Origin of the sequence: Adhaeribacter radiodurans (genome assembly GCF_014075995.1) — a bacterium.
GTDB lineage: Bacteria > Bacteroidota > Bacteroidia > Cytophagales > Hymenobacteraceae > Adhaeribacter > Adhaeribacter radiodurans.
In genome coordinates this window covers 6229200-6251906 of sequence record NZ_CP055153.1, presented here as the reverse complement: position 1 = coordinate 6251906, position 22707 = coordinate 6229200, and the positions used below count along the sequence as shown (strand labels likewise).

The 22707-nt window shown below is 44.2% G+C and carries 6 protein-coding genes; 1 reads left to right on the top strand and 5 read right to left on the bottom strand.

The genetic code is table 11. From position 1 onward, the window contains the following. The 4 genes from HUW48_RS24775 to HUW48_RS24760 all read right to left on the bottom strand — a co-directional run bounded on the left by HUW48_RS24775 (nt 1) and on the right by HUW48_RS24760 (nt 17079). Nucleotides 1-3009 carry a T9SS type A sorting domain-containing protein gene (locus HUW48_RS24775; protein WP_182413478.1) on the bottom strand — a complete coding sequence of 1003 codons (3009 nt, stop codon included), beginning with the start codon at nt 3007-3009 and terminating at the stop codon, nt 1-3. A 721-nt stretch (nt 3010-3730) separates the two neighbouring features. Next, nucleotides 3731-8290 carry a T9SS type A sorting domain-containing protein gene (locus HUW48_RS24770; protein ID WP_182413477.1) on the bottom strand — a complete coding sequence of 1520 codons (4560 nt, stop codon included), beginning with the start codon at nt 8288-8290 and terminating at the stop codon, nt 3731-3733. Nucleotides 8291-8628: 338 nt separating this feature from the next. Beyond that, complete coding sequence (locus HUW48_RS24765) at nt 8629-13215, bottom strand: T9SS type A sorting domain-containing protein (RefSeq protein ID WP_182413476.1); 4587 nt, start codon at nt 13213-13215, stop codon at nt 8629-8631. Between the two features lie 333 nt (nt 13216-13548). Beyond that, entirely contained in the window at nt 13549-17079 is a 3531-nt protein-coding gene (locus HUW48_RS24760; RefSeq protein WP_182413475.1) for a GEVED domain-containing protein, read from the bottom strand. A 260-nt stretch (nt 17080-17339) separates the two neighbouring features. Here HUW48_RS24760 and HUW48_RS27415 point away from each other — a divergent pair, with 260 nt between their 5' ends. Continuing rightward, the gene (locus HUW48_RS27415) at nt 17340-17474 is read left to right on the top strand and encodes a hypothetical protein (protein WP_262891475.1); all 135 of its coding nucleotides are present in this window, start codon (nt 17340-17342) and stop codon (nt 17472-17474) included. Between the two features lie 592 nt (nt 17475-18066). On the opposite strand, the gene HUW48_RS24755 is transcribed toward HUW48_RS27415, so the two are convergent. Further along, nucleotides 18067-22668, bottom strand: coding sequence for a T9SS type A sorting domain-containing protein (locus tag HUW48_RS24755; RefSeq protein WP_182413474.1), 4602 nt, complete (start codon nt 22666-22668; stop codon nt 18067-18069). Nucleotides 22669-22707: the final 39 nt, after the last annotated feature.

Sequence of the window (22707 nt, the reverse complement as noted above, 5' to 3'; positions counted from 1 at the left end):
TTAGCGGGAGAGCATCAGCTTGTATTGGCTGCGTTTGAACGGGGTTTGCAATTGCAGCAGATACATACCAGCCGCTTGTTTGTCCGCCTGCCATTCTACCTGGTAGGTTTGATTGGCTTGGGCTTCGCCCTGGAACAAGATGGCCGTTTCTTTACCCTGGATATCGTATACCTTTACCTGAGTGGGTTGCGTTTGCGGTAAAGTAAATTGCACCGTTACTTTTCCCTGGAACGGATTAGGATAAGCCTTTACGCTTAAGGAGGGACTTGCTTCTACCACTTTGCTTTCGGAGAGATTAGCTGCGCTCACGATAGTGGTAGGAGCAGTTACGGTGGTTGGGGCTTCTATTACTTCAGGGGCTACTTTTACCAGCCAATAATCGGTGCTGCCCTGGCTAGCCTGGGTTCGGTCGCCGCTAATACCGGAGTCCGAACGGCCACCCAATAAATAACCACCATCGGGGGTTTGCAGTACCGCCCGAATTTCATCATAAGCATTGCCGCCAAAGCGTTTGTCCCATTGTTTAACGCCCACGCTGTTGGTTTTTACAATCCAGTAGTCGCTACCTCCCTGGCTTTTTTGGGTTTTATCACCGCTTATATCGGATTCAGAACGGCCGCCCAACAAGTAACCACCATCCGCTGTAATAATAATGGAGCGTAGTCCTTCGTCTTTATCGCCGCCGAAGCGGCTATCCCATAGTTTATCACCGTCTCCGCTAATTTTTATCATCCAAAAGTCTTTGCCGCCGCGGTTACTTTGCGTTTTGTCGCCGCCTACACCGGAGGTACTGTGGCCGGCAATAAAAAAGTTGCCCGTTGCGGTACCGGTGCTACCCAACGACATTAAGTTGTCTACTCCAGAACCGCCATAGCGTTTATCCCAAACAACGTCGCCATCCGCATTTATCCGGACTACCCAATAATCGGCGCTGCCCCGGGTACTTTGCGTTCTATCGCCGCTAATCCCCGAAAAAGAAGAACCGCCCAGCAGAAAACCATCGTCCAGGGTAGGAGCTATGCTTTCCAGGGCATCGTTGAGCGAGCCGCCGTACCGCTTATCCCAAATCATGGCGCCATTATTATTTAATTTTATGACCCAATAGTCTTGTCCGCCCCGAGTACCCTGGGTTTTATCGCCATTGGCAGTAGAATTACTAGTACCGGCCAGAATATACCTGCCGGAAGGCAGTTGAAAGACTTGCTTCAGGTCATCGACGCCACTGCCGCCAAAACGTTTATCCCACACCTTTACCCCTTCCGAATTTACTTTTATTACCCAATAGTCGCGCTCGCCCCGGCCGGCCTGGGTTTTATCGCCGCCTACTCCCGAAAGCGAAGTACCCCCGAGCAAATACCCCCCATCTACTGTTTGAATAACTGAATTTAAATAATCGTCTGAAGGGCCGCCGTATCGGCGATCCCAGATTTTTTTACCGGATTCATCGGTTTTAACAATCCAAAAATCACTCTTGCCCCGGGTAGGTTGCGTTCTATCGCCACTGTTATCCGAAGAAGAAGATCCCCCGAATAAAAAACCACTATCGGCTGTTCTGATTAAAGTGGCAAAACCATCTTTACCCGAACCCCCATAGCGAAAGTTCCACTGCGCATCCAGGAAATTATCTTCCTCTACTTTTACTACCCAATAATCTCTTTCGCCTTTACCAGCGGCGCTCTTTTCGCCACTAATCCCGGAAAAAGAACTACCGCCCAATAAATAGCCGCCATCAGGGGTAGACAATAAGGTTTGTAATTCATCGGAATTTTTCCCCCCGAAAGTTCTATCCCAAACCTTGTTACCGGTTTCGTTTATTTTTACTACCCAATAATCCTGGCCACCCCGAGTAATTTGCGTTTTATCGCCGCCAATTCCCCCCGACGTAGTACCACCGAGCATATAGCCGCCTCCCGGCAATGCAATTAAATCAGCAAAATAATCATAGGTGCGACTACCAAAAGTTTTATCCCAAACTTTAGCCCCGTTTGCGTCTACTTTTATAATCCAGAGATCTGAACCTCCTTTTCCAGAAGCGGTTTTATCGCCCTGTACACCAGAATCGGAATACCCTCCTAACAAATACCCTCCATCTTGCGTGAGCGCCAAACTATATATATTGTCGGTAGATGCTCCCCCAAAAGTATTATCCCACACTTGGGTTCCGGTGCTGTCCAGTTTTACTACCCAATAATCATCCACTCCTCTGGATTCGCCGGTTTTATCGTAGCCAATGTCCGAGTAAGAATTACCGCCCAGCAAGAAACCTCCATCCGGGGTAGCCATTACCTCCATCAGTCGGTCATCGCTGTCGCCGGTTATGGTTTTATCCCAAACTTTTTTACCGTTCTCATCAATTTTAATTACCCAATAATCCCGGTCGAGGCCGCCTCGCCCAGCTTGGCTCTTATCGCCGCTTTTACCCGAAAAAGAAGTGCCTCCTACTAAATAGCCGCCGTCTTGGGTAGGTACTACTGCTTGAAAATAATCGTAATTACTTCCTCCCAGGGTTTTATCCCACATCTTATTACCGGCGGCATCTAATTTTACGAGCCAGTAATCAAAGCTGCCTTTGCTTTTTTCGGTCTTGTCGCCACTTACATCCGAGAAAGTAGAACCACCTACTAAATAGCCGCCATCGGGCGTGGCAATTAAATCTTCGAAATAATCATACCCGCTCGTGCCAATGGTTTTATTCCAGACGATATTGCCGCTGGAATTTACTTTTACAATCCAATAATCGGCCTGTCCGCGGCTAGTTTGCGTTTTATCGCCGCTCACCCCGGACGTAGAGGTACCTCCCAGTAAGTAGCCGCCATCGGGCGTTACAACCATAGAGGTAAAATCTTCGGTTGCATTTCCCCCCAGAGTTTTATCCCATTGTTTGGTTTGCGCCCATACAGCCGGAGCAGAACCATACAGAAAAAGTAAAACCAGGAATAAAAAGCGCCAAAAACTAGCCAACGAATGATTTTCCCAAATCTCGTTGCCACGATGTACAAGTGTTTTCATGCTGTTTTGGTTTAATAAGGATTATTGTTGATAAGGGTAATCTAAGGTAAAAGCACGCGCAAAACTGTTTTAAACAGCGGCAATAGCCAGAAGAAGTCTGATGACTAAAGTATAAGCGGATAATTTTCCGGTACTTACTTTTTATTTAAAAAAAGACTAAAAAGGGAAAGAGATAACGCTATCAGCACATTTGGACAAACAACTACTTAGTATTGTTGACCCGTTAAATTCTAACTGCAATAAAAGAAAGAAGCTCATTATTGGGCAGAGAACCCATAGGAGCTAAATACATCACTGGATAGAGTAGAACTTAGTTATAACTAAGTATTTAAAAAAGCGCGTCTGAAAATAATATTAATACCAGAATAGATAGAAAATAATTTATTCGGGTAAAACAAATGTAAGCGTATTAGATACGTTTTTTAATTTAAAAAGTAGTTGTATATAGGACTTAACTGCTAATAAATTTAAAAAAAACTTTGTAAAGAAGAAATTTTTATGGATTAAATTAAATGCTATCTGAAAAATAAGCAGAATAGCTCCCATAAATTGACCTTTTTAGTAAATAATATTTCGAGATGGTTAATGTAGGTCTACAATATCTGATTTTTCAGGCTATTACCACTTAACCTTCCTTTATCTATTATAAAAGCTAAGCGGATGGAAATAAGCCGGATAGTATCTTCTATCCGGCTTGGTTGACTTAATATATTTACTTATTTTACTTAGTGAGCAGCAGTTTCTGCTGATGGAGGAGGCTAGGGGTTTGCAGTTGAATAAAATACAAACCAGCGGGTTTTTGACTCGCTTGCCATTCTACATGGTAGGTTAGATTAGCTTGCGCCTGGCTGTTAAACAAAGTTGTAATTTCTTTTCCTTGATTGTCATAGACTTTGATGATTGCCGATTGGCTTTGTGGTAAGGTAAATTGCACGGTTACTTTGCTTTGGAACGGATTAGGATAAGCAGTCAAAGTCCGAGTAACAGAAACAGCTTCCTCAGCTGGAGTAGCTTCTCTTTCGGCTACGATCGAACTGGTTGGAGCAGAGAATTTCACGAGCCAGTAGTCGGTACTGCCTTGACTCGGCTGGGTTCTATTTCCACTTACCCCCGAGGTGGATCGACCACCCGCCACATAGCTGCCTTCAGCTAGTTCCAGAACCGTGCGTAGTTCTTCTTCTTGGTTGCCGCCGAGTTGCTTGTCCCATTGTAGCACACCTTTGTCATCCGTTTTCACCAGCCAGTACTCTTTCTTGCCTTGGCTATTCTGGGTTTTGTCGCCGCTCTTACTGGAAGTAGAGCTGCCGCCTAGCAAGTAGCCACCCTCCTGGGTGAGAATAACCGAACGGAGTTCTTCATCCTGGTTGCCGCCATACACTTTATCCCAGAGCTTACCGCCTTTGCTGTTTATTTTAAGTAACCAATAATCTTTGCCGCCCTGGCTCTGCTGCGTTTTATCCCCGCCTTTACCCGACGTACTTGTGCCGGCCACAAAGAAGTTGCCAGAACTAGTACCGGTGCTGCCCAGGGTTAGTAACTGGTCTTCCCCACTGCCCCCATAGCGTTTGTCCCAAAGCAAGTTTCCATCTCCATCAATGCGCACCAACCAAAAATCAGAGTTGCCGCGGCTAGCTTGTGTCTTGTCTCCGCTTACGCCTGAAGTAGAAGTGCCGCCCAGCAGTAAGCCGCCATCCAAGGTAGAAGCAAGGCCTTCTAAGGCATCATCCCCAAAACCCCCGTAACGTTTGTCCCAGATGCGCTCGCCGGTAGCCGAGATTTTGAGTACCCAGTAGTCTTGTCCGCCCTGGCTACCTGGGTGTTTGTCGCCACTGGCCGGAGAGTTACTCGTGCCCGCCAGAAGATAGCGGCCGGAAGGCAGTTGAATAACTTGCTTGAGTTCATCGTAACCGGAGCCTCCATAGCGTTTATCCCATTGTTTATCGCCTTGTGCATCTACTTTCACAATCCAGTAATCCCGCTCTCCTCTAGAATCCTGGCTTTTATCCCCTCCTTTACTTGACAAAGAACTGCCCGCTAGTAAATACCCGCCATCACCGGTTGAAATAACCGAATTCAGGTAATCGTCTGCACTACCCCCATAGCGTTTGTCCCATTCTTTCTTGCCGTTCTTGTCTGATTTGACAATCCAATAGTCGTTCTTGCCTTGGCTATCTTGAGTTTTGTCGCCATTCTTATTTGAGTTGGTGTAACCACCGGATAAGTAGCCGCCATCTTTTGTCTTAATGATTGAAGTAAGATTGTCTTGGCCTGAACCACCGTAGCGCATGTTCCATTGATCTGCTACTATTTGCTTTTCTTTAAACTTTACGATCCAAAAATCAGAACCACCTCTGCTAGCTTCGCTTTTATATCCGCCAATCCCGGCAGAAGTAGAACTCCCCAGTAGATATTCATTATTGCTGATTGGTTGTACCATTAATATATAGTCGCCATAATTTCCGCCAATGCTTTCGTCCCAGATTTTAGTACCATCGGCTTGTAACTTCACCAGCCAGCCTCCACCAGCATTTTTTGTTTTGTCACCGTCAATTCCCTCCGTTGATCCACCCCCCAGAATATAACCGCCATCATGGGTTTGCTGTACGGAGAATAAATTATCATACCCATGCTTGCCAATCGTTTTATCCCATTCTTTGCTGCGATCCGCCTTTAACTTCACTACCCAATAATCGCTGTGAAGATACCCTTCATAATCTCCCCCTTTGTTGGCTTCGGTTTTGTCTCCCCCATCATCGGAATGAGAAGTGCCCCCTAAAATATAGCCGCCATCGCTGGTTTGTTGCACCGAGGCTAAATCATCAGAATAACCACTACCTATCGTTTTATCCCATTCTTTCGAACCATTTGCTTTCAGTTTTACTATCCAGTAATCTCCGGTAGTATAATCCCCTCCTTTGTTGGCTTCAGTTTTGTCTCCCCCATCATCGGAACGAGAAGTTCCTCCCAGAATATAGCCGCCATCTCGCGTCAGATTAATAGACCGTAATAAGTCGTAGCTATTTCCACCAATAGTTTTGTCCCAGATTTTTGTCCCGTCAGCTCTAAGTTTCACCACCCAGTAATCCGTGCGGCCTCTACTCGATTGGGATTTATCACCTTTAAAATCAGAAGAAGTAGTTCCGCCCAAAATATAGCTACCATCTGAAATGTATTGAATAGAAGCCATTATATCACTTCTATTTCCTCCAATTGTTTTATCCCAAGCTTTACTGCCATCTGCATTTAGTTTAACTATCCAGTAATCCTCTTCGCCTTTACTGGCTTCCGATTTATCACCGTTGATATCAGAGTTAGAAGTTCCCCCCAGAATATAGCCGCCATCGCTGGTTTGCTGCACAGCAGTTAATTGATCATTTAAATTTCCTCCTATGGTTTTATCCCAAGCTCTGGTTCTATCGGCGTTGAGCTTTACAATCCAATAATCATTACCTCCTTTACTATCTTCGGTTTTATTGCCGCTTTTGCCAGACGAAGTAGTACCCCCCAGAATATAGCCGCCATCACTGGTTTGTTGCATAAAAGATAAAAAATCGTCTTTACTGCCGCCAATGGTTTTATCCCATTCTTTTTCAACCATTAAAGGTGACTCTACGATGAATGAAATGGTAGCTTCGGCGGGCTGATAAGCATTATTACCAGCTACCGAACCTTTTACCGTAACGGTACCTAAGCCGGTGAGCATTATAATATTGCCTTTAATAGTGGCCGGACCTGATTTTACACTGAAGGAAACCGGCAAACCAGAGGTTGCTGTCGCTGAAAGTGCAAAAGACTGACCTAAGGATTTATTAGAAATAGGTGTGAACGTAATAAGTTGATTTTTACGGCCCTTATTATCTAATTTTATAATCCAGTAATCATCCTGGCCTTTAGAATTTTGGCTTTTATCGCCACTTTTGTTAGATCCTGAAGTCCCCCCCAGAATATAGCCGCCATCGCTGGTCTGTTGCAATGAAGCTAATTTATCAGTTAAATCACCACCCAATGAATTATCCCATTCTTTGCTCCCATCTGCCTTCAGCTTTACTATCCAGTAGTCATCGGAACAAGTACCATCATAACACTCTCCGTGGCTAGCTTCCGATTTATCGCTGCCAATGTTGGAGTCAGAAGTCCCCCCCAGAATATAGCCACCATCGGTTGTCTGCTGCAAGGAGACCAATTGGTCTATACTAACACCTCCGATAGTCTTATCCCAGACTTTGCTACCGTTGGCATTTAACTTTACTATCCAATAATCACTGTAGAGATTACCAGAAGCATCTTGTATATTATCCTGGCTTTTATCGCCACTTTTACCTGATTCAGAAGTACCCCCCAGAATATAGCCGCCATCACTGGTTTGTTGCGCGGAAGCTAAATAATCTACCCAAGCACCACCAATGGTTTTATCCCATTCTTTTGTACCATTAGCTTTTAGCTTTACTACCCAATAATCAGTAGCGCAGTTACCATCAAAACATTCATCTCGGCTTGCTTCGGATTTGTCGCCGCTTTTTCCGGACTGTGAATTCCCTCCCAGAATATAGCCGTTATCCTTAGTTTGCCGAACAGAACGTAAATAATCATCTTTATTGCCACCAATGGTTTTATCCCATTCTTTATTTCCTACAGCATTTACTTTTACTACCCAATAATCTCCGCTTTTTCTACTAGGTTCGGTTTTATCTCTACTGATATCAGAATAAGAGATACCACCTAAAATATAGCCGCCATCACTGGTTTGCTGCAGAGAAGTTAATTCATCATAACTGGAACCACCAATGGTTTTACCCCATTCTTTGCTGCCCTTGCTATTTAGCTTCATTAGCCAGTAATCCCACTCATAATTAGAATCAGAATAAATACCGCCTATAATATAGCCACCATCACTAGTTTGCAGAATAGATGATAAAAGGAAGTATGATATATTGTCGCCACCATCTGCTTTAAAGGTTTTATCCCATTCTTTGCTGCCATTTGCTCTTACTTTTACTATCCAGTTTTCCAGACTTCCTACGTCACCACCTTCGGATTTATCACCACTTTTGCCCGACCGGGAAGTCCCCCCTAGAATATAGCCGCCATCCTTGGTTTGCTGAATGGAAGTTAACTCGTCAAAATCAACTCCGCCAATAGTTTTATCCCAAATTTTATTCTGGGCAAAAACATTAGCTGAAAGACTTAAATATAGAAACAGAACTAAATTTATAACCCGCCACCGGAGTAGCATTTTTCGATTAAGTACCACTTGATAGAAAGGGGATAAAAGTTTTTGCATAAATTTTAGGATTAGGATTGGTGAGATAAGAACAGTGCTTGCAAATACTAATCTGGCTCTGTTTTAAATAAGCTAATCGTAAGCAGGTATAGATCTGCAACCAGAGAGAAGAGTGAGTAAATATATAGAGCTACTTACCTTTATCCTACTTTTTAGGTTAGTATTATTTAATAATTTAGTAAAATAATTATAAAAGTGAGAAATGGAATTTAGATTTTGTAATTATTTAGTAAATGGCTAGCGGTTTTAAGCGTCACCGCTTCACTACTCTTGCTTTAAACGAACAAAGCCGGATAGAACTCTTCTATGCGGCTTTGTTCGTTTAGTAAGTTACCAGCTTACTTGGTAAGCAATAGTTTCTGTTGTTGGCGGAGAGTAGGAGTTTGCAGTTGCAATAGGTATATGCCAGCGGGTTTATTGCTGGCTTGCCACTCTAGCTCGTACTTCTGTCCTGCTTTGGCTTCGTCCCGGAACAATGTGGTAATTTCTTTGCCTTGGCTGTCGTAGACTTTCACCTGTACTGGCTGAGTTTGGGGTAAGGTAAAGCTTACTTTTACCTGCTCGTTAAAAGGGTTCGGATAAGCCGCTAAATTTACTAAATTGGTTGCTGGCGCGAGTTCTGCTGGCTCGATTACTTCCCGGGCCGCTGCTAGAGAAGTAGTAGGAGGAGCTACTTTCACGAGCCAGTAATCAGTGCTGCCCTGGCTGGGCTGGGTTCTATTCCCACTTACGCCTGAGTCAGAGCTGCCTCCTAAGAGCAAGCCGCCATCACTTGTCTGAAAGACCGTGCTTAGCTCATCTTGACCACTGCCGCCAAAGCGTTGATCCGCTACTTTCTCGCCACTCGGGGCTACTTCTACTACCCAGTAATCACTTGTGCCCTGGCTGGCCTGGCTTTTGTTGCCGCTATTATCGGAGTAAGAAGTGCCGGCTAAGATATAATGGCCTTCGTCGGTGAAAGTACTGGCGCGGAGTTCATCGTCTTTACTGCCCCCAAAGCTTTTGTCCCAGAGTTTAGTACCGTTCTCGTCTAACTTGATTAACCAGTAATCTTTGCCTCCCTGACTAGTTTGAGATTTATCCCCTTCTTTATCTGAACTACTGGTGCCGGCTATAAACAGGTTCTCACCATGGCTTCTACCCACAGAATACACTTCATCTACTCCACTGCCGCCGAAGCTTTTCTCCCAAAGTAAGTTGCCGTCTTTGTCGGTCTTTACGGTCCAGTAATCACTCTTGCCTTGGCTGGCTTGGTTTTTATCCCCGCTCTTTCCTGACTCCGAGCTGCCACCCAGGAAAAAGCCGCCATCGGTTGTCTCGGTAAAGCTGCCTAAGGTTTCATCAGCACTGCCGCCGTAAGTTTTATCCCAGAGTTTAGCTCCGGATTTACTAATTTTTACCAGCCAGTAATCCGTGTTACCTTGACTAGTTTGAGATATATCCCTGCTCACCGGGGAGTTGCTCGTGCCACCCAGTACGTACTCGCCGGAAGCTAACTGAACTACTTTCTTCAACTCGTCATAACCCGAACCACCAAAGGTTTTATCCCACTCTTTCTTGCCTTGTTTATCTAGTTTTACAACCCAGTAATCCTGTTCTCCCTGACTAGCTTCACTCTTGTCGCCACTTTTACCGGAAAGAGAAGAACCACCTAAGAGATAACCTCCATCCAAAGTTTGAATCACCCGGTTCAGGTAATCATCACCCGTTCCACCGTAGCGCTTGTCCCAAAGTTTTTTGCCATTCTTATCGCTTTTTACAATCCAGTAGTCGTTCTTGTCCTGGCTACTCTGAGTTTTATCGCCCGAGATGCCCGAAGTAGTAAAACCACCGGAGAGATAGCCGCCGTCTGAGGTCTTGATTACCGTAGTAAGATTATCTTTACCCAACCCGCCGTAGCGCATATCCCATTGTACCTCTAAAGGCTCGTCCACCATGAGTTTCACAATCCAATAGTCAGGATCACAACCATAACCACATGGTGCTATGTCTTCACTCTTATCCAGGCCGATGCCAGACTCTGAATAGCCGCCCAGCAAATAGCCACCATCCCGGGTCTGTTGCAAGGAGGTTAATGCGTCCCAACCATCTCCCCCAATGGTTTTATCCCATTCTTTGCTACCATCAGCTCTCAGTTTCACAATCCAGTAATCACCACTACCCCTATTAAAATGGGTTTTATCGCCGCTAATGTCGGAATCAGAAGTACCACCCACAATATACCCGCCATCGTTCGTCTGCTGGACCGAGGAGAACCAATCTGACTTTACACCACCCAGAGTTTTGTCCCAAACTTTGGTACCGTTGGCCATTAGTTTTACTACCCAGTAATCTTGGGTCGGATTACCATTTCCGTCTTTTTCTCCTTTATTAGATTCCGTTTTATCTCCGCTTTTGCCCGAAAAAGAAGTGCCTCCAAGTAAATACCCACCGTCATTCGTCTGTTTAATGGAAGATAAATCATCACTATAATCCCCCCCAAAGGTTTTATCCCATTCTTTGCTGCCACTGGCTTTAAGCTTTACTATCCAATAGTCTCCACTGCCTCTACTAGCTTCTGATTTATCTGCGCTTTTGCCGGAAAAAGAAGTACCCCCTAAAATATAGCCGCCATCGCTGGTCTGTTGTACCGAGGATAAGTTATCACCACTATTCCCCCCGATGGTCTCATCCCATTCTTTGTTGCCCGCAGCATTCAGTTTTACTACCCAATAATCAGTAGTAGGCACACCATTTATATCTTTTTCCCCCTTGTTTCCGGCAGTTTTGTCCTTGCTAATGTTGGAAGAAGAAGCCCCCCCCAGAATATACCCGCCATCGCTGGTTTGTTGTACCGAGGATAAGTTATCATCACTATTCCCTCCACTGGTTTTGTCCCATTCTTTGGTGCCATCCGCCTTTAACTTCACTATCCAATAATCATAGGTCCAATTACCATTTGGATCATTTACATAATCCTGGCTTTTATCTCCGCTCTTATCCGACCGGGAACTCCCTCCCAGAATATAGCCGCCATCCCGGGTCTGCTGTATGGAAGCAAGGAAGTCTATATAAGTTCCACCAATGGTTTTATCCCATTCTTTGGTGCCATCCGCCTTTAACTTCACTACCCAGTAATCTGTATAACAGCCACCATCCCCACACCCTTTATTCGGTTCACTTTTATCGCCGCTTTTGCCGGACCAAGAATATCCACCCAGAATATAACCGCCATCCCGAGTCTGTTGCGATGAGGTTAACACGTCGTGATCATATCCCCCATAGGTTTTATCCCATTGCTTTTTCAACACGGATGGCGCTTCTACTTCGATAGTTTGGATTGCTTCGGCTGGTCCGTAGGTAGCATTACCTGCCTGGTAAGCTTTCAAGGTAACGGTGCCCGTTCCGGTGAGAGTCAGGATATTACCTTTTACTTTGGCGGGCCCCGAAACCACAATAAAGGTAACCGGCAACCCAGAACTAGCGGTAGCTTTTAAGGTAAATGGCGCCTCGCCTAAACTTTTATAAGAAATAGGAGCAAAGGTAACGTACTGGCTAATGTTGGTATCACTGTTTTCTAGCTTTATTATCCAGTAATTACAGCATCCTTTATTAGCTTCCGTTTTATCTCCACTAATGCCGGATTGGGAAGTTCCGCCCAAGATGAAACTACCATCCTTAGTTTGTTGCAAGGCACTTAATCTATCGCTATCATTCCCGCCAAAGGTTTTATCCCATATTTTGCTGCCATTGGCATCTATTTTTACTAACCAATAGTCATCGGTAAGACTTCCAAAGTCTTCTTGTCCGCCTCTATTTGCTTCTGTCTTATCACCGCTGATGCCGGAATCGGAAGTACCCCCTAACACATAGCTGTCATCGCTGGTCTGTTGCAAGGCTCTTAAGCGGTCCTGAGTACTTCCCCCAAAAGTTTTGTCCCACTCTTTGGTACCATCGGCCTTTAGCTTTACTACCCAGTAATCGCCTTCGCCTTTACTGGCTTCGGTTTTATCTCCGCTGATACCTGAAGAAGAAGTACCCCCCAGAATATATCCGTCATCTTTAGTTTGTTGCAAGGCACTTAAGTGTTCGCCATTATTCCCGCCAAAGGTTTTATCCCATATTTTACTACCATCCGCCTTAAGCTTTATTATCCAGAAATCACCATAAGTATTCAAATCAATATAGTCAGAATAAGTACCACCCAGAATATAACTACCATCCCTGTTTTGGTGGAGAGAAGAGAATTCCCCGCCAGCAATAACTTTATCCCAAACTTTGTTTCCATCAGCTTTCAACTTCACCAGCCAGATCCCGATTTCCGCTTCCGTTTTATCACCGCTGAGGCCGGACATAGAAGTGCCTCCTATAATGTAGCCTCCATCCGGAGTTTGTTGGATAGATTGTAAATAATCATTCCAGCCTCCCCCAAAGGTCTTATCCCATTCTTTGTTGCCATCGGCATTTAACTTTACTATCCAATAATCGGTGGTATAATCCTCCCCTCTATTATCCTGAGTCCTATCGCCGCTCTTTCTGGAATCAGACCATCCACCCAGAATGTAGCCGCCATCTTTGGTTTGTTGCAAGGAGGATAAAAAGTCGTTCCTATCACCACCTATGGTTTTATCCCATTCTTTACTGCCGTCGGCCCTTAACTTTACTACCCAGTAATCGCTCTCGCCTTTACTAGCTTCGGTTTTATCGCCGCTGATGTCCGAACCAGAATAGCCTCCCAGAATATACCCGCCATCCCGAGTCTGTTGCAAAGCGCCTAATCCATCGCCATTATCCCCGCCAAAGGTTTTATCCCAAATTTTATTTTGGGCAGAAACATTCGCTGAAAGACTTAGATATAGAAACAGAACTAAGTTTATAACCCGCCAATGGAGCAGCACTTTCCGGTTAAGTAGCACTTGATAGAAAAGAGATAAAAGTTTTTGCATAAATTTTAGGATTAGGATTGGTGAGATAAGAACAGTGCTTGCAAATACTAGTTTGGCGCTACTTAAAAAAGCAGGTATAGGTCTGCTAACTCAAGGGAGAATGGATAAATATAATGAGCCGCTTACCTACTTCCTATCTTTTAGGTTGGTAATATTTTATAATTTAGTAAAATATTTATATAAATGTTTTACTAAATGGCATATTCCTGAACTTGCTTAGCAGAAGAATAGCTTAATCTGTTAAACGGCACTAATTCAATACTTTTGACTTTAAACGAACAAAGCCGGATAGAACCCTTCTATCCGGCTTTGTTCGTTTAGTAAATTACCAGTTTACTTGGTGAGCAATAATTTCTGTTGCTGACGCAGTGTAGGGGTTTGCAATTGCAGCAAGTACATACCGGCCGGTTTGTTGCTGGCTTGCCATTCTACTTCATATTTCTGATTGGCTTGCGCCTGACCGTTAAACAAAGTAACAATCTCCTTACCTTGAAGGTCGAACACCTTTACCTGCGCGGGTTCGGTTTGGGGTAAGGTAAAATGAATGGTTAACCGACCGGCAAATGGATTGGGAAAAGCATTTAGTTTACCTAATTCCTTATTTACAACGGATGCTTGTGCGGGGGTAGTTTTCCGGGCAGCTACTTTTGGCGCGCCAATGGATATAGGCGCCACTTTTACCAGCCAGTAATCAATACCTCCCTGGCTGGGTTGCGTTCTATCCGCGCTCACACCTGAGTTGGAGCGGCCGCCCAGTAAATAACCCCCATCACTGGTTACTAATGCCGTCCGGATTTCGTCGTAGCTGCTGCCACCAAAGCGTTTATCCCATTCTTTTATTCCCGTGCTGGAAGTTTTAACGATCCAGTAATCACTCGAACCCTGGTTAGTTTGCGTTTTGTCACCGCTTACGCCAGATTCGGAACGGCCCGCCAGTAAGTAGCCGCCATCCGGCGTTAATAAAATCTTGCGTAAACCTTCTTGGCCGTTGCCCCCAAAGCGCTTATCGAATATTTTAGTACCATTATCGTTTATTTTGATCATCCAGAAGTCTTTGCCGCCCTGACTCGTCTGGCTCTTATCGCCGCCTATGCCGGAGGTACTATGACCCGCCAAAAAGAAGTTGCCCGTAGAAGTGCCCGTGCTACCCAGGTCCATCAGGTTGTCTTCGCCGGCACCACCGTAACGTTTGTCCCAAACTTTGTTTCCGTTGCCGTCTACCCGCACGAGCCAATAATCGCTACCACCCTGGCTCGCTTGCGTTTTGTCGCCGTTTTTACCTGACAGCGAACTTCCGCCCAGCAAAAATCCGCCATTAAGTGTAAGCGTAATACTTTCCAGATTTTCGTCTAAGGAGCCGCCATACCGTTTGTCCCATAACGGTGAGCCCTTGCCATTGATTTTTATCACCCAATAATCTTTTCCGCCCCGGCTGTTCTGACTTTTATTGCCTCCAGAGGGCGAGTTGCTGTTACCCGCCAGCACAATGTTACCGTTGGCTAATTCCTGGATTTGCTTTAACTCATCAAAACCACTGCCCCCGTAACGTTTATCCCAGAGTTTAGCACCAGTACCGGAAATTTTGACAAGCCAAAAATCACGATCACCCCGGCTAGCTTCGCTTTTATCGCCGTTGTTGCCGGATAAGGAAGTACCACCCAGCAGGTAGCCGCCATCAAGGGTGGGCACAATAGTAGCAAGATAATCATCCTGGGAGCCACCGTAACGTTTGTCCCACAGCTTTTTGCCATCTTTGTCGCTTTTTACAATCCAGTAGTCGTTGCGGCCCCGGCTGCTTTGCGTTTTGTCGCCGCTCAACGTAGAAGGAGAAGAGCCGCCGGATAAATAACCTCCGTCGGGAGTTCTAATTACTACGCTAAACCCTTCGTCGCCGGACCCACCGAAACGACTATCCCATTGAATGTTGGATACAACCGGTTCCTTAATGGTAATGGTATAATCTTCCGTTTCGCCGTTATCTGTGGCCGTACACGCGCCGGTGCTAGCAAAGGGATTTTGGTTTTGCGTACGTACCCGTAGCCGGCGTACCCCATCGGTAACACCCATTGGAATTGTAATAGTACCGTTTAAAATATTTTTAGCAGTTGCTACACCGGTATAAACAAATTCTCCGGCATCGTTAAAGTCACCATCACTGTTATAATCGATCCAGATGCCAAAACCTTGCTGGTAAGCAGAATTAGACTGAAGTCTGATCGGGTACTTTTGACCTCTTTCCAGGGTAGCAGTTAAACTACCAGCAGGATTATAATTAATGTAAGCATTCTTGTTGCCGTTGCAGCCGGAAGCATTATTTACTAAAGTATGTAAGCTAAAATCGGTGATGCTGATATTGTTACCGCAAGCCGTTTTAATGGCAGGAATGCAGTAGGCTGATTTATAGTTGGAAGTTATGGACCCGGAAATAAAATACTCGCCCAGCGAACCATAGTTAGAATTGGCTCCTAGCGTACCCTTCGCCCCATCAATGTATAAATAATAGGTGCCCGCCGTTAAAGTCCTGTTCATGGAAGCCGATATACTGGCAGAATCAGCTACGGCAACCGTGGTAAGAGCTTCATTTTTAAGAGTTAGTCGCACATCTAAATCAGGATGGCTTGAATGGGATGTTACGGTTAAGGAAAGAATGCCGCCTTCGGTAGTAAAAGAAAAAACATCCGTATCCGTCCGGGTAGTAATAACGCCTTTGTTTTTTTCCGGCAGCACCGTTCCGTTCACATCTTTTATAATGCGGGTAGCATCTTTGTACGTGTTACTATGATCATCGGCCCGGAAGTTAAAGCCATTTGTAGCAATAATTGCTAAGTCATCTTCGGTATTATCGGCCGAAGGGTACTCGCCCTTACTCCATTGCGCCTGCGGCGAATAAAAAGAAGCGCCCATAATGGGGGCCCAGTTTTCCTGGCCATAAAAGTAAGTTTCAACCGGTGAAATTCTGCCATCGTGGTGCAATTTTAAAGTATGGCCCACTTCATGCGAACCCGTATCGCCGGCTCCTTTTGCCCCAGTATTAAATACCCAGCAAGGGGAATTATCGTTCCAGTTAAAAGATCCTACGTAAGCAGTGCCGCCAACAGGTTTGTACCATTCATAAGTAGGGGTAAAAATTACCCGCATCCGGCGTTCGGCGGGAACACGCAGAAACACCGATTCGTTGGTAGTAATGTTGAGCGCGTAAGGACGATAATCTTCACTTATAATTTCCCATGCCTCTATTATTTCTTGGGTAGTTAAAGTAGAGGGTGCTGCATTAATGGGATTGCCCCCATTCCAAGGAGTTCCGCTCACGGTTTGTCCATCAAAATCAAGTAATACTACTGCACTAGCCCCAGGCAAACTTTCCAGCATAGGTACAACTTTTGTAGCCGGAGCGGCCGCCTGGTTGTTTAATATTCCTTTAGGTTCAAGTTGCGGTTCCAGACCTACACAAATTACTTTATCTATATCTACTTCTTGTAAGTAGGCCTGGCCGTTACTGGTTGATAAATATTGGTACGCTTTTTTCTGGTCCGGTAAAATAATGTTACCAGACAGGTTATTACCGGCAGCTTTCAGAAAAAAAGAGCCATTTGTTTGAGCCGCAATACTTCCCATAAATAATTCGGTGGGTCCTTCTTTTTTGCGCACATTTACGTGTAAAGTCAATGCGCCATGACCCGGCAATGAATGCTTAATTTGATTATATAAAGAAATTGCATTTGTAGTTTTGGCATTAGCTTTTGTCCGATAAGCAGCTAGCAAGTCGGCGGTTTTACCTAAGTTAATTGGTGTTTGAGCCTTTAGAGGCACGGTTAATCCCAGCCAGCACAAAAAGAAATAAAAGCATTTATAAAAGTTTTTCATATTATTTAATAAGTATACTTTTTAATAAAAGAGCCAGGTGAAACTCTGTTTAAGAACCTTTTCCTGCTTAGATGCTAGCAGTAGATGCGGGTATTAAAAATTGTTTTTAGTTAAATATTGATTTCAGCGGTATTATTTTTTACCATTCTGTAGGCGCTAGTTTCTGGGCAGCCTAACTTCTTAATTTTTTCGAACGCAAAAAGCCAGAGCGCAACCGGATAACCCGTGGAAATAGGAAGTAAGAATGAACACAGAAAATTATGGCTACTACTATTGCGGCAGATTTTGTTTCCTACTTTATTCTTTTTTGCAGTTCCATAAGCCTGCCTTTAGAAGCTGCCTGGCACGGCGGCTACCAAAAGAAGTTACTTTATTTAAATGTAGCTCTCCCCTAATCAATTGCCGAAGAAACTGCAGTAGCTTACTACCATTATTTTTCGGATGATTTAAAAGTTGGCTGCGATAAATGAACGACTGAAAAAACGAATTAAAACAACAGAATAGTGTTGAGGAGTCAACTATGCGTAATTACCTGATTGAGATGAACCTGGTTGAGGGAAGTTAAGGTACGCGTATTTTCATAAACTAATAATTTAAAGTAAAATAATAAAATGTAATGGTACACGAAAACCGTTCAGCAATATTGGAACATGTTACAGAGGATTCATAAGCATTTATTTACTTTCTAATACAAATATCTTATTATTAACAGTATTTGTTTGAAAGCTTAAATGGGTCGCAATGTAGCGGATGTAATTATGCAGAACAATACCAAAACTTAGGTATTTTTACTTATTTTTAAGAGTATTATTCTTTGATAAAAGTAAATGATGAATTAACAAAAGCCATTGAAGTTGATATAATATCCGAAAATACTTTCTTTTCTGCTAATGCTGCTTCGATGATCTTTACGCAAAACATCTGAAGTAAAAATAAGATTTACCGAATAAGTATTATGGATAATTTTTGAAATAGCCGAAACAGATATTACCTGCTTAAAAGCAATTTCTGATGCTGCCGAAGAGTAGGTGTTTGTAGTTTTAACAGGTACATGCCAGCGGGTTTAGTACCGGATTGCCATTCTACTTCATATTTCTGATTGGCTTGGGCTTCGCCCTGGAACAAAGCGGTGGTTTCCCGGCCTTGACTATCGTATACTTTCACATCGGCCTGCTGGGTTTGCGGTAAGGTAAAGTTTACTTTTACTTGGTTTCTAAATGGATTGGGATAAGCTTGGAGTAAATTTACTTTTATTTCTCCCTTTGGCCCGGCTATTATCATAGCTTCTCTTGTGGCTACTATCGGGCTAGTTATTGGTGCTACTTTCACCAGCCAGTAATCCGTACTCCCTTGACTGGGCTGGGTTCTATCCCCACTTACGCCCGAAGCCGAGTGGCCTCCTAAGAGCAAACCACCGTCATAGGTCTGAAACACAGTTCTAAGTTCTTCTTGCTCACCTCCCCCCAATCGTTGATCGGCTATTTTCTCGCCACTCGGCGCTACTTCTACTACCCAGTAATCACTTGTTCCTTGGCTAACTTGCGTTTTGTCGCCACTAATATTGGAGTAAGAAGTACCCGCTAAGATATAATGCCCTGCGTGGGTGAAAGTACTAGCTCTTAATTCATCGTCTTGGTTGCCGCCAAAGCTCTTGTCCCACAACTTGATTCCTTTTTCATCCAGTTTGATTAACCAGTAATCTTTGCCACCCCGGCTTTCCTGCGTTTTGTCGCCGCTTTTACCTGAGCTACTCGTACCAGCAATAAATAAGTTAGAGTCGTGACTTCTGCCTACGGAATATACTTCATCCCTATCGCTGCCGCCAAAAGTTTTCTCCCAAAGTAAATTGCCGTCTTTATCTACTTTAACTACCCAGTAATCACTGCTGCCTTTGCTAGCCTGACCTTTATCGCCGCTTTTGCCTGACCAGGAACTACCGCCTAGCAAAAAGCCTCCGTCTTTGGTGTCGGTAAAACTGCCTAATACTTCATCCTGATTACCTCCGTAACGTTTATCCCAGAGTTTCTCGCCTTTGCGGCCAATCTTAATTATCCAGTAATCATTTTTTCCTTGACTATCTTGGCTTTTATCACCGCTCACCGGAGAACCACTGTGCCCGCCCAGCACGTACTCGCCCGTAGCAAGTTGCGCTACTTTTATTAGTTCGTCGGGCCCACTACCTCCAAAAGTTTTGTCCCACTCTTTCTTACCTTGCGCATCTACTTTCACAATCCAATAATCCCGTTCGCCTTTATTACTTTCGGACTTATCACCACTCTTACCTGAGAGGGAAGAACCACCTAAGAGGTAACCGCCGTCCTGGGTTTGAATAATGCGGTTGAGGTAATCATCGGCAGAGCCACCATAACGTTTATCCCACAACTTCTTACCATTCTTATCGCTTTTCACTACCCAATAGTCGTTCTTGCCTTGACTTGCCTGGCTTTTGTCGCCGCTGCTGCTCGAGTTGGTATAGCCACCCGATAAGTAGCCGCCATCACTGGTTTTAATAACAGAAGTAAGATTATCCTGATCAGTACCGCCATAGCGTAGGTCCCAAGTCGTTTTATAAGGCTGTTCTTCTTTGAGCTTTACAATCCAATAATCAGTACCACCTCTACTATTTTCCGATTTATCGCCACTGCGAGTAGATAGGGAAAGTCCCCCTAGGATGTAGCCGCCATCCATCGTTAGTTGGGCGCAGGTTAATCGCTCTGCCTCATCGCCCCCAATAGTTTTATCCCAAACTTTGTTGCCAGCAGCATCTAGCTTCACTACCCAGTAATCGCCACCTCCTGCGCCGGAGTTAATGTTTATATCTCGCCAACCTTGAGATTTATCTCCACTTATTCCAGAGTACGAAGATCCGCTTAGAGTAAATCCTCCGTCGCTGGTCTGGTGTACCGAAGTCAAGTAATCATAACTATCTCCCCCAATAATTTTATCCCATTCTTTTTTGCCGGCAGCATTCAGCTTAACAATCCAATAATCCTCAAATCCTTTTGATGCTTCAGAGATATCCCCTGATTCGCTGGGTTCGGAGTTACCTCCCAGAATATAGCCTCCATCGCTGGTTTGTTGGAGAGAACTTAAGTTATCATTTTCGCTGCCGCCGTATGTTTTATCCCATTCTTTACTACCATCCGCTTTTATTTTAACTATCCAATAATCTGGATAGCCAATAGAACCTCTGTTATTTTCCGTTTTATCGCCACTTAGACCAGAGCTAGAACTTCCTCCTAAGATATACCCTCCATCGCTAGTTTGTTGCATGGAACTTAAATTATCATAACTAGTTCCGCCGTAAGTTTTATCCCATTCTTTGTTACCATTAGCATCCAACTTTACTACCCAAAAATCACTAACCGGACTATTCTCGTTACTGCCTCCTCTATTAGGCTCCGTTTTATCACCGCTGATATCCGAATAAGAATATCCTCCCAGAAGATACCCTCCATCACGGGTCGGCTGCAAGGCGGTTAATTCATCCCGCTTATTACCGCCAAAAGTTTTTTCCCAAGCTTTACTACCATCGGGGTTGAGCTTTATCACCCGGTAATCCGTTAAACTATAGTTACCCCCATTGTCTGATCTCCCTCCCAGAATATAGCCACCCTCCCGAGTGGGTTGTAACACGGTCATACCACCTCCTAAAACAGTTTTATCCCATTCCTTTTTACCATTAGAATTTACTTTTACTATCCAGGCTCCTAAATTTGCTTCGGATTTATCTCCACTTTTGCTCGACTCTGAATCGCCACCCAGGATAAAGCCTCCATCATTGGTTTGCCAAACAGAACGTAAATTATCATCTTGGTTGCCACCCAAGGTTTTATCCCATTGTATTTTGACAACGGTAGCCGCTTCTACTAGAAAGGATTGGGTAGCTTCTGCGGGTTGATACAAAGCATTACCTGCCTGAGAAGCTTTTACCTTAACCCTTCCCATACCAGTAATGGTGATTAGATTGTTCTTTATTTTTGCCGGGCCCGATACAATCTTAAAAGTAACTGGTAAGCCCGAAGAAGCAGTAGCTGACACCGTAAAAGGAGCATCTTTTACTGTTTTATATAAAATAGGAGCGAACTTAATTTTTTGAGTCATACCTAGTTCGTCATTAGCGAGTTTCACGATCCAATAATCGGTAGAGATTGTTGAACCTTTCCTGTCTTGGGATTTATCCCCACTTTTGCCGGACCAAGAAGTTCCTCCTAACATATATTCCCCATCTCGTGTTTGTTGAAGCGATGATAAATTTTCGCCTTCATTCCCGCCAATAGTTTTATCCCATTCTTTGGCACCATCGGACTTTAATTTTAATATCCAAAAATCTGCTCCTCCCCTTCTAACTTCGGTTTTATCTCCGCTCTTACCGGATAAAGACTGGCCACCTAATAACAAGCTTCCATCCAGGGTTAATTGCAGAGAAACTAATTCATCTTGGTTGTTCCCTCCAAAAGCTTTATCCCAATCTTTAGCACCGTTTGCCTTTAGTTTTACTAGCCAATAATCAGCAGTTGGTTGCCCTATAGCATCCTTCCCGCCTTTACTCGCTTGAGTTTTGTCACCGCTAATGTCGGAGTTGGAAGAACCGCCCAGAATATAGCTGCCATCAAAAGTCTGTTGGATAGATGCGAGCTGATCGTTTCGTTCTCCCCCAATCGTTTTGTCCCATTCTTTACCGCCATTCGCTTTCAACTTCAATACCCAGTAATCAGGAGGATAATAACCAACACCAAAGTCATCCTTTTTCCCATGATTATCTTCTGTTTTATCGCCACTCTTACCGGAGTTGGAATATCCTCCTAAAATATAGCCCCCATCTTTAGTCAGTTGAACCGTACGTAGGTTATCATCTCCCATGCTACCAAAAGTTTTATCCCATACTATTGTACCATCGGCCTTTAACTTAATTAGCCAGTAATCAGAGGTAAACCAAGGACCATAATTACCGGCAGATTTGTCTCCACTTTTCTCGGACCTAGAAGTGCCTCCCAGAATATAAGCGCCATCACTGGTTTGCTGGATAGATGATAAATTATCATCTTCATTTCCACCAATTGTTTTATCCCATTGTTTAGTGCTATCGGCTTTTAGCTTTATTATCCAGAAATCGGTACCACCTTTATTAGTTTCTGTTTTATCACCGCTGATTCCTGAATAAGAATTTCCCCCCAGGATGTAGCCCCCATCACTGGTCTGCAATAGCGTAACTAAATCGTCAGGCTGGTCGCCGCCAAAAGTTTTATCCCATTCTTTGGTGCCATTGGCCTTTAATTTTACTATCCAGTAATCAGTAGGGCAGTATTCATCGTAACAAGGACCCTTATTCGCTTGGCTTTTATCCCCGTTAATACCAGAATTAGAACTTCCTCCCAGAATATAGCCTTTATCTCGGGTTTGCTGCACGGCGACTAAGTCATCATAACTATCGCCGCCTAAGGTTTTATCCCAAACTATATTTTGGGCGAAGGTTACAGGCGATAAGTTTAAGTACAACAATAGCAGAAGAATACTTAAAAGGCGCCATCGAAGTGTGTTTACTTGGTTTGATAAGACTAGACGTGAGAAGGATAAATGTGGTTTCATAAGAAGAAGGGGATAGCAGATAGCAAAAAAGTAAATAAC